The following is a 15930-nucleotide window of genomic DNA, read 5'->3' as shown; positions in this document are numbered from 1 at the left end:
TGCAACGCTCTAGAGACTCGACGCCGACCTGGCCGCCTGGTCGTAGAGGCCGGAGAGGGCGCGCAGCAGGTCGGCGGCCTCGCCGATCTGCTCGTTGAGCTCCCCCGCCTTATCGCCGCCGAAGGCGGAAAAGGCGCTGACCAGACAATCTTCACGAACTTCGCGGTAGGTCGCGCAGGCCGCCTGCCCGTCCTTGGTCGTGGCGTAGAAGATCTCCTTGCCGCGCTTGTCGCCGGCGACGAGGCCCAGGCGCGTCAGCTTCTTCAGGGCGTAGTTCACCGTGTGGCTGTCCTCGATGTTGAGGACGAAGCAGATGTCGGCCAGCTTCTTGTCCTTGGCGCGGTGGTTCACCGTGTGCAGCACCATGACGTCCAGAGCGCTCAAGTCCGGGTAGCCGGCCGCCGACATGCAGCGCTGGATCCAGCGGTTGAAGGCGTTGGAGGCGATGTAGAGGCCGTACTCGAAGGCGCTGGTCTCCGCCGCGCGCTCGGAGACCAGATGCGCCGAGGAGACGATGGAGCGCTTGCCGCCTTCCTTGCGGCCTGCCTCCTTCTGGGCAGTGTCCTTCACGTCGCTCATTCCGCCGCCTCCCGCTGGTCTTCGGTCTTACCGTAGCCGCCACCGCCGGGAGTCTCGATGACGAAGACGTCGCCGGCGCCCATCTCGATCTCGTCGCTGCCCTTCAGCTCGACGAAGGAGCCGTCGGTCCGCTCGACGGTGTTGCGCCCGCGCCGGCCCGCTTCGCCGCCCTCCAGGCCGTAGGGGTCGGTGGTGCGGTGAAGCGACAGGATGGTCGCGGTCATGGGCTCCAGGAAGCGCATGCGGCGGACCACGCCGTCGCCGCCGCGGTGCTTGCCGCCGCCGCCCGAGCCGTGGCGGATGCGGAAGGCCTCCAGGCGCACCGGGAAGCGCCACTCCAGCACTTCCGGGTCGGTCATGCGGGTGTTGGTCATGTGCGAGTGCACGGCGGAGGTGCCGTCGTGGTCCGGCCCGGCGCCGGTGCCGCCGCAGATGGTCTCGTAGTTCTGGTAGCGGTCGTTGCCGTAGACGAAGTTGTTCATGGTGCCCTGGGCCGAGGCCAGCACGCCCAGCGCGCCGTAGAGTGCGTCGGTGATACACTGGGAGACCTCGGTGTTGCCGGAGATGACCGCCGCCGGGTACTCGGGGCTGATCATGGAGCGTTCCGGGATCTTCAGCTTCAGAGGCTTGAGGCAGCCTTCGTTCAGCGGGATCTCGTCTTCCACCAGGGTGCGGAAGACATAGAGCACCGCCGCCTTGCAGACCGCCGTCGGGGCGTTGTAGTTGCCCTTGTCCTGCGGCGAGGTGCCGGTGAAGTCGATGAGCGCCTCGCGCTTGGCCTTGTCGACGGTGATCTTCACCTGGATCCGGCTGCCGTTGTCCAGAGGATAGGTGAAGTGACCGTCCTTCAGCACGTCCAGCACCCGGCGCACCGATTCCTCGGCGTTGTCCTGCACGTGGCGCATGTAGGCCTGCACCACGTCGAGGCCGAAGTGGGCCAGCATCTTGCGCACTTCCTGAACGCCGGTCTCGTTGGCGGCGATCTGTGCGGAGAGGTCGGCCATGTTCTGCTGCGGATTGCGGCAGGGGTATTGCCCGGAGGTCAGGAGCTCCAGGGTCTCCTGCTCGCGGAAGCGGCCTTCCTCGACCAGCAGGAAGTTGTCGATGAGGACGCCTTCTTCCTCGATGCGCGTCGAGTCCGGCGGCGCCGAGCCCGGCGTGCGCCCGCCGATGTCGGCGTGGTGGCCGCGCGAGCCGACGTAGAACAGCAGTTCCTCGCCGGCGTCGTCGAAGACCGGCGTGATGACCGTCACGTCGGGCAGGTGGGTGCCGCCGTTATAGGGCGCGTTCAGGGCATAGACGTTGCCCGGCTTCATGGTGCCGGCGTTCTCGCGGATCACCGTCTTGATCGACTCGCCCATGGAGCCGAGGTGGACCGGCATGTGCGGCGCGTTGGCGACCAGGTTGCCTTCGGGGTCGAAGATCGCGCAGGAGAAGTCCAGGCGCTCCTTGATGTTCACCGAATAGGCGGTGTTGGCCAGCGTCGCGCCCATCTGCTCGGCGATGTTCATGAAGAGGTTGTTGAAGACCTCCAGCATCACCGGGTCGGCCTCGGTACCCACGGCCTCGGTCTTGGGCCGCGGCACCACGCGGGTCAGCACCAGGTGGCCGCGCTTCGTCAACTCGGCCTGCCAGCCCGGCTCCACCACCGTGGTGCCGGTGGACTCGACGATGACGGCGGGGCCGTCGACCTTCTGGCCGGGCAGCAGCGCGTCGCGGTCGTAGAGCGGCGTGTCGTGGGCGCCGCCGCCGGAGTGCATGGCGACGCGGGTCAGCGGTTCGGCCTCGGTCGCGCCGGCCGGCACCTCGCGCTCGGGGTCGGCGACTTCCTCGGTGGAGCCGATGACCTCCACGGAGACGGCCTCCACCACCAGTTTCCGTTCGCTCGCGATGAAGCCGAAGCGCTGCTTGTGCGCCGCCTCGAAGGCTTCCTGCATCGCCGCCAGTTCGCCGAAGTCGACCGGCAGCGGGCTGTCGGTGCCCTCGTAGCGCAGCTGCGCCTTCTTCACCAGCTTGATGCGGTCGGGGTGGACGCCCTGGTCCAGCACCTCCGCCTCGGCCTCGGCGGCCAGAGCCTTGTAGGCCTCCTCCATCACCACCGGCGCCTCGACATTGAAGGGCACCTCGACCTGCTGCTCGCGCAGCGCCCGCACGTCGGCGAGGCCCATGCCGTAGGCCGAGAGCACGCCGGCGAAGGGGTGCAGGAAGACCTTGGTCATGCCCAGGGCGTCGGCCACCAGGCAGGCGTGCTGCCCGCCGGCGCCGCCGAAGCAGTTGAGGGTGTATTCGGTGACGTCGTAGCCGCGCTGCACCGAGATCTTCTTGATGGCGTTGGCCATGTTCTCCACGGCGATGCGCAGGAAGCCCTCGGCCACCTCCTCCGGGCTCTGCAGCGGCTTGCCGGTCGCCTCGGCGATGTCCCGGGCCAGGGCCTCGAACTTCTCCCGCACCACGGCGGCGTCCAGCGGCTGGTCGGCATTGGAACCGAAGACCTTGGGGAACTGTTCCGGCTGAATCTTGCCCAGCATGACGTTGCAGTCGGTGACCGCCAGGGGGCCGCCGCGACGGTAGCAGGCCGGGCCGGGATCGGCGCCGGCGGAGTCCGGGCCCACCCTGAACCTGGCGCCGTCGAAGTGCAGAATGGAGCCGCCGCCGGCCGCCACGGTGTGGATGTGCATCATCGGCGCGCGCATGCGCACGCCCGCCACCAGGGTGTCGAAAGTGCGCTCGTACTCGCCGTCGTAGTGCGACACGTCTGTCGAGGTGCCGCCCATGTCGAAGCCGATGAGCTTGCCGAAGCCGCCCATGTGCGCGGTGCGCACCATGCCGACGACGCCGCCGGCCGGGCCGGAGAGGATGGCGTCCTTGCCCTGGAAGAGGCGCGCGTCGGTGAGGCCGCCGTTGGACTGCATGAACATGAGGCGCGGTCCGTGTTCGACGTCCGCATCCAGCTGCTCGGCCACCTGGTCGACGTAGCGGCGCAGGATGGGCGAGAGGTAGGCGTCCACGACCGTCGTATCGCCGCGGCTGACCAGCTTCATCAGCGGGCTGACCTCGTGGCTCACCGAGACCTGGGTGAAGCCGATGTCGCGGGCGATGGCCGCGACGCTCTTCTCGTGGTCGGGAAAGCGGTAGCCGTGCATGAAGGCGATGGCCACGGCGCGGATGCCGTCGTCATAGGCGCTTTTCATGGCCGCACGCGCGGCGTCCTCGTCCAGCGGCGTGATGACCTCGCCCTCGGCGCTGATCCGTTCGGAAACTTCCACCGAGCGCTCGTAGAGCATTTCCGGCAGCACGATGTGGCGGTCGAAGAGGCGCGGGCGGTTCTGGTAGCCGATGCGCAGCACGTCGCCGAAACCCTCGGTGGTGACGAAGAGGGTGCGGTCGCCCTTGCGCTCCAGCAGCGCGTTGGTGGCCACCGTGGTGCCCATCTTCACCGCCTCGACGGCGCCCGGCGGCAGGGCGTCGTGCTGCTTGAGGCCCAGCAGCGTGCGCACGCCCTGCACGGCGGCGTCCTTGTACTGCTCCGGATTCTCGGACAGCAGCTTGTGGGTCACCAGTTCGCCGTCGGGCTTGCGGGCCACCACGTCGGTGAAGGTGCCGCCCCGGTCGATCCAGAATTGCCAAGCGGGTTGCCTGTTGTCGCCGTCCATTTTTCCACGCCTTTGTTCCAAAGAGCACGTTTCCGCGCCCCATTACAAAGACACTTTATCGATAAATTGTCAACGTTATCTCAGAATATGACCGCTCCGCCGGCCCCCAAGGGCTCAGGCGTCCGCCTTGCCCCGCAGGGCCAGGGCCTCGATGTGCGCGGTGCCGGAGCCGCAGCAGCCGCCTAGGTAGACCGTTCCGCAGGTTTTGCTCAGGTCCCAGACATTGCGGCCGAAATCCTCCGGGGCCTCCGTGTCCAGCTCCGTCAGGCCTTCCAGTTCCTCCGGCGTCTTGGCCGAGGTGTTGGCGTCGAGACCCAGGATGCGCGCGGCGGCTTCCGGACGGCGGTCCCGGGTCGCCGCAATGGCCGCGGCGAAGACCGAGGCATGGACGCAGTTGACGTTGTAGTGGGCCGGCGCGCGGGGCGTCTCGTTGTCGATGCGCGCGATGGCTTCGTCGAGAGGCGTGCCGTCCAGCAGCGTGCCTTCAGGCCGCACCACGAAGCTCAACACGTAGGGCACCTCCGTGGCGGCCATGCAGCGCGCGATGCCGAGGGCCTCGGGAAAAGCGGGCAGCGTCTTGGCCACCAGGAAGTCGGCGCCGCTGTCGGCCAGTTCCTCGACCTGCGGGCGATGGAAGCTTTCGGCTTCCCCGGTCCCCGGCGCTGCCGCCGGCAGGTAGGCATCCCCCTTGGGCCCGGTCGTCCCGCCGATCACGATGGGCGCGGCACCGGGGCCGTAGGAGTCGCGCAGTTCCCGCATGAAACGCAGGCTATCGCGGTTGACGGCCCGGTCCGCGCAGCCGGAGCGCGCCACGCGCTCAGCGTTCGCCCGCCAGGTCGGCGAGGTCGTGGCCATGGGCAGGCCATGGCGCTGGGCGATGTCCAGGTACTCCCGGCAGACGCCTTCCAGGACCGCGCGGGAACGCTCGTCGTAGATCAGGCTGGCGTGAAAGATGTGGGGATCCAGCCCGGCCGCCCCGCCGCGGCGCAGGCGCTCGTACATCGAGCCCGGGCCGAGAACGAAATCGGCGTTCTCCATGAAGGCCTGATACATGGGTCGTGTCCCGGCAAGGAGGCGGCCGGGCGATTGTAGACGCCGGGCGGCCTATTCCAAACCCCTTCCGCCCTGCCGGCGCTCAACCGTCGCCGATGTCGATTTCCGCGCCGCTCGTGCCGTCGAAGGCGGCCTCGCCCTTTCTGTCAGCTCCCCCGACGCGGACCGAATCGGCCGCCGAAAGCGCCAGTGCTCCGGGAACGTCGAGCATGGCTCCCTTGCGCTTCGACACGGTCTTGCCGCTGCGCCGGCGGGCCAGGAACCTGACCAGAAGCCGGAACAGAACCAGCGCCGTGACGGAAAAGACCAGCACGATGCCCAGGGCGAATTGCACCTCCGCATCGCTGCGCGCGCCGTACCACAGCAGCAGCAGGCCGAGGGCTTCGAGGACGAGGAAGACGAGCCAGGACGTCATCTGAGCATTCCCTTCATCGCGTCTCTTGCGGCCCTTCGGCGGCACGGCGGCGCTTGCGCTTCAGGTGCCCGATGAGCCAGCCGACGCCGAGTCCGACGTTGACGGTAAAGAGGCACAGCCAGGCAAAAGCGAGCTGCGCGCCGTTCGCGAATTCCCGACCCTCCAGAAGAAGCCAGGCAATCGCAACAGCATCGGCCGACAGAATGGTGGCACTGCAGGCCCAACCGCATTCGAGCCCGAACTGCGCCTTCAAAACGCAGAACGCCGTCCAGAGCACCGGGACCATACCGAGCAGCACCAGGAGCCAGGTCGGCAAAGCCTCCATCAATCGAAGCCTCCGACGTCTATGTCGGATAAGCCGCCCCCGTCGGCGTCAATGGGATCGACGGAGGAAGCATTGTCGTCTCCAGGCTGCGCCTTCCGGTCGAAGCGGCGCCTCGCGCCGACGCCAAGCGGCAAGTCCACCTCCGCTGCCGTGCCTTCCGCCAGCTTGCGCCGATGACGGCGGCGGCTGGTTCGGGAAGAGTAGTAGAGCGCCGCAAAGACAACCGCGGCCACGAAAAGGAAGGTTCCACCGATTGCAAGGTTGATCCAGACGCCTTCCGACCAGCCTCGCCAAAGCAGCCAGAGGCCGAGCGGAAGGAGCAGCGCAACGAAAAACAAGACCTGCATGCCCCCTCCAGAGGTCTAAACCTAGAGGGGAATTGTAAGGCCCAGTTTCACGCTGTCCATGACAACCTGGGTGTGGAACTTCCGGATGACGTTGTTGCCGTAGAAGAGACGCCGGGTGAGCTGCTCATAGTGGGCGAGATCCTCGGCAACGACGACCAGGACGAAATCGCATTCGCCGGTGACGTAGTAGCACTGCTGCACCTCCGGGATCTTCTGCATGTCCCGCTTGAAGCCGTCGACGATGTCGGCCCGGCCGCGGGCGAGATCGACCTGCACGATGAAGGTGATCCGCCGGCCGACCTTCGCCGGGTCCAGCACCGAAACGTCGGCGGCAATGTAACCCGCCTCGCGCAGCCGCTTCATGCGGCGCTGACAGGCCGTCGGCGACAGGCCCACGGCGATGGCCAGCATCTCGGAGGTCTGGCGGTTGTCCTGCTGCAAAGCGTCGAGCAACGCGACGTCATACTGATCTAATTCATCCATATCTGCAGTTTATCGGCTCGTTTTTGCGTTTTCACGATTAATTTCTGCTTGACCCGGCACATAACGCAGTATCGCGACACCCCCTTCGGCCTATCGTCGGTTTTCCCCGAAACACAACGAGGACCAGGCCATGTCGTCCCTCTCCCTCCCCGCGCCGGAACAGGGCCGTTCCGCCGCCGTGCTCTACGGCCTCGCCGCCGCGCTGATCTGGGGCGCCTGGCCGGTGGTCTCGGCCATCGGCATCCAGGCCGAGACCCTGGCCGCCGCCGACCTCGCCGCCCTGCGCTTCGGCGTCGCCGGCCTGGTCCTGCTGCCGCTGGTGCTGCGTCACGGCACCGGCGGGCTCGGCTGGCCGCGCGCCCTGGTGCTGGCCGCCGGGGCCGGTGCGCCCTACGTGCTGGTGACCGCCGGCGGCCTGGCTTACGCCCCGGCGGGACAGGGCGGCATCATCACGCCCAGTTGCATGCTGGCCTGCTCCACCCTGGGCGGCTGGTTGCTGCTGGGCGACCGCCCGCCGCGCCGGCGCCTCCTCGGCATCGCCGTCATCCTGGCCGGCATCGCGCTGATCGGCGGCCAGAACCTGCTCGATACCCAGCCGGGACAATGGAAGGGGCAGCTGCTCTTCGCCGCCGGCGGCCTGCTGTGGGCCGGCTACACGGTGGCCGCGCGCGCCTGGGGCGCCGCGCCGCTGCAGGCCACGGCCCTGGTCTCGGTACTTTCGCTGCTGCTCTACCTGCCGGCCTACCTGGTCTTCGCCGAACCGCGGCTGCTTCAAGCCGCGCCGGCGGAGGTCGCCGGCCAGGCGGTCTTCCAGGGTCTCTTCGCGGCGGTGCTGGCGCTGGTCTGCTACAGCCGCGCGGTGGCGCTGCTGGGGGCCGGCGGCGGCGCGGTCTTCGCCACCCTGGTCCCGGCCATCGCCGTGCTGCTGGCCTGGCCGCTGCTGGGCGAAGTGCCCGGCGCCGGCGACCTGGCGGGTGCGGGTCTGGTCACCGCCGGCATGGCGACGGCCCTCGGCCTCGCGCCGCCCCGATTCACCTTGGAGCGACTCACCTTGGGGCGACTCACCTCGCGGCGGATTACGCCGGGGCGGTCTCCTGCATCGAAGGGCGGGCGTTGAACTCCTCGAACCAGGCCGCCAGCGAGTCGTGGCCGTCGCGCCACTTCAGGTCGCCGTGGCGCAGGTCCAGGTAACCCAGCGCCGTGCCGCAGGCGATGTGGCCCATGGTCAGCTCGCCCGGCAGCCCATTCAGATGATCCATCATGTGGTCGACGCTGCGCAGCATCGCCGCGCGGTAGCGGTCGACCACCTCCTGCGACCGCTTGTCCGCCGGGCGGCGTGACTCGCCGGTGGCCAGATAGGCGGCGTCGGTCACGCCCTGGCCCAGGGCGGCGGCCACCAGCACCTTGAAGCGCGCCGGGCCGGCGGCCGGGATCAGCGCCGGGCCGGAGCCCAGGCCGTCGAGATACTCGGCGATCACCGGGCTGTCGAAGATCGCTGCGCCGTCGTCGAGCACAAGACAGGGCACCTTGCCCAGGGGATTCCGGCGCTGCAGCTCCGGTGGATCGTCGTTGGGGACGACGGCGAGCTCCTCTACGTCCGCCATGAGATCACGCTCGCGCGCCACCACCCGGCACTTGCGGGCATAGGGGGACGTGGGGGAATAGAAGAGCTGCATCGCTGCCTCCGCGCGTATCGACAGTGTGTTGGAGGCGACGCCGGGAGTCGGCGCCGACCGGAATCGCGGAGACCTTAGGCGATTGTTTGTGATGGGTCGATAGCCAAGCGCAGGGCAAGAATCCTGCAAGCGGCCAAACACCTAAACGCAGCGTCAGACCTTGTAGGCCAGGCGCACGCCGCCCCAATGCTTGCCGCCGACCATGATGGGCGCCGAGACGTCCTTCATCATGACGAAGTTGCCGCCGCCCATGTCGCGGCGATAGGTCTGCAGCAGGAAGGGCTCGGTGTTCTGGCCGGCGGCCAGGCCGACGCGGTCGTCGAAGATGCGCCGGTTGCGGCAGTTGGCGGCGTTCCACACAGGGTCGTCGCCCTGCGGCTGCCCGAACTTCAAGTTGTGCGTCGGCAGGAAGCCGTTCACGTCGACAGAGGCGCAGAACACGACGCGCTCGTCGAAGTCGAGCAGCGGCTCCTGGATCGGCGGCAGGACTTCGTCGGTCAGCGCGACGCAGCCGGCCATGAGCTGCTCCGGATCGCTGCCCGGAATCGGTTTGTAGTCGCGGTCGAAAAGCTGCGCTTCGGTGATGCGGCCATCGGCGATGGCCTGCTCGAAGGCGGCGGAGACCTTGGCGGCCACATCCTTCACCTGGCTGATGAAGGGGCCGTCCAGCGAATTCATGGATGACTGCGCGGTCAGGCGGATGACCTTCTCGCTGACGCCGATGAGGCGGTTCACCCGATCGCGCGCCTCACCCAGGGTCTTGCTGGAGACCGCGACCTCTTCGTTCATGCCCTCCAGGGTGGTCACGAAGGTGCCGCACTGCTGGTCGATACGCGCCGCGCTCTCGGCGATGGCCGTGGTGTCTTCCTCGATGCCGGTCACCGCCTGGCCGACGACGCTCATCACGTCGCCGATGGTCTGGGTGCCGCTGCGCACGGACTCGGCCCGCCCGGTGGTCTCGTTGCCCTGGTTGATCAGTTGGTCGGCCTGCTCGGTCAGCCGCTTCAGGGTCTCGTCGATCTGTGCCGTCGCCTTGGAGGTCTGGGTTGCCAGTTCCTTCACCTCGCCGGCCACCACGGCAAAGCCGCGGCCGGCCTCGCCGGCGCGCGCCGCCTCGATGGTGGCGTTCAGCGCCAGCAGGTTGGTCTGCTTGGCGATGGCGTCGATACCCTGGGCCACCTGGGCGACCTCGCTGAGCGCCTCCTGCAGGCCGGTCAGCTGCCCCTCGATGACGGAGACGGCCTCGACCAGCGCAACGATGTCGCTGACGGCGTTACGCACCGTGTTTTCGGACTCGCGCACGCTGCTGGCGGTTTCGGTCGCCTTCTCGCGCGCGTGGCCGGCGGCGGTGGCGATGCGCCGATTGCTGTCGTTCACCTCGCCGGCGTTTTCTACCAGTCCGCGAAACGAGCGCGCCTGCTGCTCGACCCGCGTCGAGATCTCGTCGATATTGCCCGCAACATCAACGATCTCGACCCCAAGCCCGGCCGCCTCGCGCGCCAAACCCTCTATAATTTTAGCTTCCGAAGCCACGTCGCCCGACATTTCCAACCCTTCTGTCCCCAAGTCCCAGACCCGGCTCTCCGTCCGGTCCCATTGGGCGATAATTTGGCGGAACAGCGTTAAGAAAGCCTTATATGAGCAAAACCGCCGGTATATTTCCGCCACAACAGCGCCATATTGAGCATCTAGGTTGAGTATTCAGTTCGACACTACTTATACGGGTTATACGGGTCCGATTCTGTGACTTATCTAATCGTCAATCTGCGGCGCATGGTGTTGATTCTCGGCGTTCTTCTTGCCGGACCGGCCCTGGCCCTCATGACCGGTGAGGTTTCGTTGGAGCGCAGTTGGTACACCGCGAGCCGGGAAAGCGCCGCCATCGTGCCGCCGGCCGCCAGCACGCCGGAAGCCGTGGTCCAGGTCTACGGCGCGCGGGCCTTCCATTGGCGCGGCGCCTTCGCCGTGCACACCTGGATCGCGGTGAAGCCGGAAAAGGCCGACGCCTACGTGACCTACGAGGTCATCGGCTGGCGCTACTGGCGCGACGGCAACGGCCTGACCCGCCGCGAAGGCCCGCCCGACCGCCGCTGGTTCGGCGCCGAGCCGCAGATCTATGCCGAACTGCGCGGCGCCGCGGCCGCCGAGGCGATTCCGCAGATCGAGGCAGCGGTCGCCGCCTATCCCTACGCCGGGCTCTACCGCACCTGGCCGGGGCCCAACTCCAACACCTTTACCGCGAGCGTCGCCCGCCAGGTGCCGGCGCTGAAGCTCGACCTGCCGCCGACGGCCGTCGGCAAGGACTATCTGGCCCCCGGCGACTTCGCCGCCGCCACGCCCAGCGGCACCGGCTACCAGGTCTCCCTCTACGGCGTTCTGGGCGGCATGCTGGCGTTGGAGGAGGGCTTCGAGTTGAACCTGCTGGGCCTCACCTTCGGTGTCGACCCAAAGGACCTGGCCTTCAAGCTGCCCGGGCTGGGGCGGATCGGCCTCAACTGAGCGCAGCAGGCCTTCCCGCGCAGGGCAGCCTTGCGCGGGCGCGGCTTGACGCCACCGGGGGCGGGCCGTCATTCTGCCGCCGTCGACCTTTTCCTCCCTCCTTTCCGACGACAGCGACGACATGAGCGTTTGGGGCAAGATTCTCGGTGGCGCCGCCGGCTTCGCGCTGGGCGGCCCGATTGGCGCCTTGATCGGCGCCATCGCCGGCCATGCCGTCGACAAGTTCAAGGACTCGACCGGCCCCGAGGCCAATGACGCCACCAAGCAGATCGCCTTCACCATCGGCGTCATCGTGCTGGGCGCCAAGCTCGCCAAGGCCGACGGCCAGGTGACGCGCGACGAGGTGGACGCCTTCAAGCAGGTCTTCCACATCCCCCAGGACGAGATGAAGAACGTCGGGCGGGTCTTCGACCAGGCGCGCAAGGACGCCGGCGGCTTCGAGCCCTATGCCAAGCAGCTGGCCCGCATGTTCGCCGACAACCCGGCGGTGCTGGAGGAACTGCTGAGCGGATTGTTCCACATCGCCCGCGCCGACGGCCGGGTGGCCGAGGAAGAACTGGCCTACCTGGAACAGCTCGCCGTCATCTTCGGTTTCGACGCGCAGGACTGGGACCGCATCCGCGCCGCCAACGTCGGCGCAGAGAAAGGCGACCCCTTCCGCATTCTCGGCGTCAGCCGCGAGGCCGGCGACCAGGAGATCCGCAACGCCCACCGCAAGCTGGTGGTGGAGAACCATCCCGACCGCCTGGTCGCCCAGGGCCTGCCGCAGGAGTTCGTCGACATGGCGAACGAGAAGCTGGCGGTCATCAACGCCGCCTACGACGAAATCAAGAAGCTGCGCGGCATTAAGTAACCATGGCTGCCACGCCTCCCCTCATCGCGTTGAAGAACGCGCGCCTGGCCTTTGGCGCGACGACGCTGTTCAGCGGCCTCGACCTGGCGCTGGCAAACGGCGAGCGCGCCTGCCTGGTGGGGCGCAACGGCACCGGCAAGTCGAGCCTGCTGAAGATCATCGCCGGTCTGCAGGACCTGGACGGCGGCGAACGCTTCGTGCAGCCGGGCACAAAGGTCGCCTACCTGCCGCAGGACCCGCAGTTTGATTCCGACGAGACCATCGCCGCCTATGTCACCCGCGATCCGGCGGGCGGACCGGACGCGCCGCGCCACGCCGTCGACGCGGTGCTGCTGCGCCTGGAACTGGACGGGACGCGCAAGCTGGGCGGGCTCTCCGGCGGCGAGGGCCGGCGCGTGGCGCTGGCCCGCTGCCTGGTCTCCGACCCCGAGGTGCTGCTGCTCGACGAGCCGACCAACCATCTGGACCTGCCGACCATCGACTGGCTGGAGGGCGAGCTGAAGCGCTTCCGCGGCGCCCTGCTGGTGATCAGCCACGACCGTACCTTCCTCTCGCAGCTGACCAACACCACGCTGTGGCTCGACCGTGGCAGGCTGCAGCGCCTCGACAAGTCCTTCGCCTACTTCGAGGACTGGGCCGAGGAGCTGCGCCAGCAGGAAGCCGAGCAGCAGCACAAGCTGGAACGCCAGATCGTGCGCGAGGAGCGCTGGCTGCAGCGCGGCGTCACCGCAAGACGCAAGCGCAACCAGGGCCGCCTCGCCCGCCTGCAGGGCCTGCGCAGGGAACGCGCCGAATGGCTGAACCAGATCGGCACCGCCAAGCTGGAGACCGCCAGCAGCGGGCGCAGCGGCGACATGGTGGTCGAGGCCGAGACCCTCTCCAAGAGCTTCAGCGGGGCGGAAGGAGAGGTGGTCATCCTGAAGGATTTTTCCACCCGCATCCGCCGCGGCGACCGCCTGGGCATCATCGGGCCCAACGGCGCCGGCAAGTCGACCCTGGTGAAGATCCTCATAGGGTCCCTGGCCCCGGACAGCGGCAAGCTGAAGATCGGCGCCAACGTCGAGCCGCTTTACTTCGACCAGCGCCGCGAGAGCCTCGACCCCGAGGCGACCCTTTGGCAGGTGCTGGCCCCGGACGGCGGCGACACCATCATCGCCCGCGGCCGCCAGCGCCACGTGGTCTCCTACCTGAAGGACTTCCTCTTCGACGAGAGCCAGGCGCGCCAGCCCGTCAAGGCGCTGTCCGGCGGCGAGAAGGCGCGCCTGCTGCTGGCCCGCCTCTTCGCCCGCCCAAGCAACCTGCTGGTCCTCGACGAGCCGACCAACGACCTGGACATGGAAACGCTGGACCTGCTGGAAGAGGTGCTGAGCGACTATGAAGGCACGCTGATCCTGGTGAGCCACGACCGCGACTTCCTGGACCGCCTGGTGAGCTCGGTGATCGCCATGGAGGGGGGCGGCCGGACCGTGGAGGTGGCCGGGGGCTACAGCGACTACCTGCACTACAAGAAGCAGCGCGGCGAGACCGCGCGCAGCGAGGCCAAGGCGCGCGCCAAGGCGGCGGCCCCCAGGCCGGAAGCCGCCCGGCCGAAGAAAGCGGCGAAGCTGAGCTACAAGGACCAGCGCGAGCTGGACCAGCTGCCGGGGCGCATCGACAAGCTGACCGCCGAGGTGACGGCGCTGGAGGAAAAGCTGGCCGACCCGCAGCTCTACGCCAAGGACCCCGGCGCCTTCGCCGAGACCACCAAAACACTCACCGCCCGGCGCGCGGAGCTGGCCGCGGCCGAGGAACGCTGGCTGGAGCTGGAGGCCGAGCGCGAAGCGCTCGAGGCCGGCAAGGGAGAGCTCACCTCTTGAGCGACGCCAAGCCCCGCCGCGAAGCGCCGAGCGCCGAGACGCCGCTCACCCCGCTGCACCTGCTGCTGGTGCTCGGCATCATGATTCTCTGGGGCCTCAACTTCGCCGTCGCCAAGATCGGCCTGCAGCAGATCCCGCCGATCTTCCTGGTCGCCTGCCGCTTTCTGCTGGTCGCCATCCTGCTGCTGCCCTTCGCCAAACGCCCGCACGGCCAATGGGGCGCCGTCTTCGCCATCGCGGTGGTCCTGGGGCTGCTGCACTTCTCCTTCATGTTCAACGGGCTGAAGACGGTCGACGCCGCCACCGCGGCCATCACCATCCAGCTTCAGGTGCCCTTCGCCTCACTGCTGGCGGCCATCTTCTTCAAGGACAGGCTGGGCTGGCGCCGCGCGCTGGGCATGGCCATCGCCTTCCTGGGCGTCGCCGTGATCGCCGGGGAGCCGCGCCTGGACGGCCAGTACCTGGCGCTCAGCTTCGTGCTCACCGCCTGCTTCATCTGGTCCATCGCCAACGTGATGATCAAGCGGCTGAAGGAGGTGGACGGCATCACCCTCAACGCCTGGCTGGCGGTCTTCGCCACGCCGATGCTCTTCGCCGCCTCGGCGGTCTTGGAGGACGGCCAGATCGAGGCCGTGCGCCAGGCCGACTTCTGGGCCTACTTCGCGGTGGTCTATCAGGCCGTGGCGGTGGTGGTGATCGGCTACGGCTGCTGGTACTGGCTGCTGCAGCGCTACCAGATGAACCAGGTCATGTCGGCGACCCTGCTGGTGCCGCTGTTCGGCGTGATGTCCGGCGTCGTCTTCCTGGACGAGGAGTTGACCGTGAATCTCATTTCCGGCGGCGTCATGACCATCGCGGGGGTGGGGATCATTATCCTGCGCCGCCCGAAAACGACCGCCCCCGAAGCCGAGCGGCTATAAGCAGAACGGCATATATCAGGGTATAGTGGGGCCATGACGGATTCGGATATCATAGATCGCCCCTCCCCCAACCACGACGCCCGCCCGGACGGCCAGGAGATCGACACCCTGGTGCTGCACTACACCGGCATGCCGAGCGGCGAGGCGGCGCTGCAGCGCCTCTGCGACCCGGAAGCCAAGGTCAGCGCCCACTACTGCATCGAGGAGGACGGGCACATCTTCGCCCTGGTCGGCGAGGACCGCCGCGCCTGGCACGCCGGGGTCGCTCTCTGGCAGGGGGCGAGCGACATCAATGCCCGCTCCATCGGCATCGAGCTGGTCAATCCCGGCCACGAGTTCGGCTACCGCCCCTTTCCGCCGGCGCAGATGGCGGCCCTGAAATCCCTGGCCCTGGACATCCTGGCGCGCCATCCCATCCCGGCGGCGCGGGTGCTGGGCCACGCCGACGTGGCGCCCCTGCGCAAAGAGGACCCGGGCGAACTGTTCGACTGGCGCGGCCTGGCGGGCAGCGGCATCGGCCTCTGGCCGGAGGAAGGCTCCGCGGCGGTGCTGGAAAGCGCCGTCGGCCAGGCCCTCAAGCGCATCGGCTACGGCTTTACGGACGAGGACCTGCCCGCCGTGATCCGCGCCTTCCAGCGCCACTACCGCCAGAACGGCATCACCGGCGGCGCCGACGCCGAGACCCGCCGCCGCATGGCCGCCCTGCTCGCCGTGATTGACTGAAAACCGCCTGCTTCTTACATAGAGAGACGCCAGACGGCCGGATGGCCGCCTTCGGGGCCCTAGGGTTCCGGGGGAGGAAAGTCCGGGCTCCACGGAAACAGGGTGCCGGGTAACGCCCGGCGGGGGCGACCCCAGGGAAAGTGCCACAGAAAGCAAACCGCCTGCTTTCGGGCAGGTAAGGGTGAAAGGGTGCGGTAAGAGCGCACCGCGGCCCCGGCGACGGGGACGGCACGGCAAACCCCACCCGGAGCAAGATCAAGTAGGGACGGCCGGCGGGCCTTCGGGGCCGCCACGCGGGTTTCCGCGCCGCCGTCCGGGTCGATCGCGCGAGGCGCCGGGCAACCGGCGTCCCAGATGAATGGCCATCCATGCGGGGCAACCCGCGGGACAGAACCCGGCTTACAGGCCGTCTGGCGTTTTATTTCCCCAATACATCCCCCAATACCTCCCGGGCCCGGCGCCGCGCAAAACCGCCGCTGTGCCCCGTCGAGCGCCGGTTTCTGCCACATTTTTGCCTTTCCTGGAACAAAGAAAGAACAGATCTCGGG

At 68.2% G+C, this 15930-nt stretch carries 15 protein-coding genes and 1 other RNA gene; 7 read left to right on the top strand and 9 right to left on the bottom strand.

Annotated elements, in window-relative coordinates; all coding sequences use genetic code 11:
- Positions 1-9 precede the first annotated feature (9 nt).
- The 7 genes from H7X47_RS05910 to H7X47_RS05880 form a co-directional block, all read right to left on the bottom strand.
- Complete coding sequence (locus H7X47_RS05910) at positions 10-579, bottom strand: winged helix DNA-binding protein (protein ID WP_193367724.1); 570 nt, start codon at positions 577-579, stop codon at positions 10-12.
- Positions 576-4232, bottom strand: coding sequence for a hydantoinase B/oxoprolinase family protein (locus H7X47_RS05905; protein ID WP_193367723.1), 3657 nt, complete (start codon positions 4230-4232; stop codon positions 576-578). The genes H7X47_RS05910 and H7X47_RS05905 overlap by 4 nt, the downstream gene beginning before the upstream one ends.
- Before the next feature lie 114 nt (positions 4233-4346).
- Positions 4347-5285: a homocysteine S-methyltransferase family protein gene (locus tag H7X47_RS05900; RefSeq protein ID WP_193367722.1), complete on the bottom strand. Its 939-nt coding sequence runs from the start codon at positions 5283-5285 to the stop codon at positions 4347-4349.
- An 82-nt stretch (positions 5286-5367) separates the two neighbouring features.
- A complete protein-coding gene (locus H7X47_RS05895) occupies positions 5368-5700 on the bottom strand; it encodes a hypothetical protein (protein WP_193367721.1) in 333 nt (110 codons plus the stop codon).
- Between the two features lie 13 nt (positions 5701-5713).
- The gene (locus H7X47_RS05890) at positions 5714-6025 is read right to left on the bottom strand and encodes a hypothetical protein (RefSeq protein WP_193367720.1); all 312 of its coding nucleotides are present in this window, start codon (positions 6023-6025) and stop codon (positions 5714-5716) included.
- A complete protein-coding gene (locus H7X47_RS05885) occupies positions 6025-6372 on the bottom strand; it encodes a hypothetical protein (RefSeq protein WP_193367719.1) in 348 nt (115 codons plus the stop codon). The genes H7X47_RS05890 and H7X47_RS05885 overlap by 1 nt, the downstream gene beginning before the upstream one ends.
- Positions 6373-6393: 21 nt before the next feature.
- Entirely contained in the window at positions 6394-6855 is a 462-nt protein-coding gene (locus H7X47_RS05880) for an Lrp/AsnC family transcriptional regulator (protein ID WP_193367718.1), read from the bottom strand.
- A 130-nt stretch (positions 6856-6985) separates the two neighbouring features.
- Here H7X47_RS05880 and H7X47_RS05875 point away from each other — a divergent pair, with 130 nt between their 5' ends.
- Entirely contained in the window at positions 6986-7972 is a 987-nt protein-coding gene (locus H7X47_RS05875) for a DMT family transporter (protein WP_193367717.1), read from the top strand.
- Here H7X47_RS05875 and H7X47_RS05870 read toward each other — a convergent pair.
- Positions 7932-8531, bottom strand: a complete 600-nt coding sequence (locus H7X47_RS05870; RefSeq protein ID WP_193367716.1) for a glutathione S-transferase family protein — start codon at positions 8529-8531, stop codon at positions 7932-7934. The two genes, H7X47_RS05875 and H7X47_RS05870, sit on opposite strands and share 41 nt — an antisense overlap.
- Before the next feature lie 153 nt (positions 8532-8684).
- Positions 8685-10076 (bottom strand): methyl-accepting chemotaxis protein, encoded by a 1392-nt coding sequence (locus H7X47_RS05865; RefSeq protein ID WP_193367715.1) that lies wholly within the window; start codon positions 10074-10076, stop codon positions 8685-8687.
- A gap of 198 nt (positions 10077-10274) precedes the next feature.
- Between H7X47_RS05865 and H7X47_RS05860 the strand changes: the two genes are divergently transcribed.
- The 6 genes from H7X47_RS05860 (at position 10275) to rnpB (ending at position 15800) form a co-directional block, all read left to right on the top strand.
- A complete protein-coding gene (locus H7X47_RS05860) occupies positions 10275-11030 on the top strand; it encodes a DUF3750 domain-containing protein (protein WP_319633544.1) in 756 nt (251 codons plus the stop codon).
- Between the two features lie 121 nt (positions 11031-11151).
- Positions 11152-11883, top strand: a complete 732-nt coding sequence (locus H7X47_RS05855) for a TerB family tellurite resistance protein (RefSeq protein WP_193367714.1) — start codon at positions 11152-11154, stop codon at positions 11881-11883.
- A gap of 2 nt (positions 11884-11885) precedes the next feature.
- Entirely contained in the window at positions 11886-13739 is a 1854-nt protein-coding gene (locus H7X47_RS05850) for an ABC-F family ATP-binding cassette domain-containing protein (protein ID WP_193367713.1), read from the top strand.
- Entirely contained in the window at positions 13736-14659 is a 924-nt protein-coding gene (locus tag H7X47_RS05845) for a DMT family transporter (protein ID WP_227010243.1), read from the top strand. The genes H7X47_RS05850 and H7X47_RS05845 overlap by 4 nt, the downstream gene beginning before the upstream one ends.
- A gap of 33 nt (positions 14660-14692) precedes the next feature.
- Positions 14693-15382: an N-acetylmuramoyl-L-alanine amidase gene (locus H7X47_RS05840; protein ID WP_193367712.1), complete on the top strand. Its 690-nt coding sequence runs from the start codon at positions 14693-14695 to the stop codon at positions 15380-15382.
- A 29-nt stretch (positions 15383-15411) separates the two neighbouring features.
- Positions 15412-15800: RNase P RNA component class A (gene rnpB, locus H7X47_RS05835), an RNA gene on the top strand.
- Positions 15801-15930: the final 130 nt, after the last annotated feature.

Source organism: Pelagibius marinus, from assembly GCF_014925385.1.
Lineage (GTDB): Bacteria > Pseudomonadota > Alphaproteobacteria > Kiloniellales > Kiloniellaceae > Pelagibius > Pelagibius marinus.
This window is presented reverse-complemented; position numbering and strand designations above follow the sequence as displayed.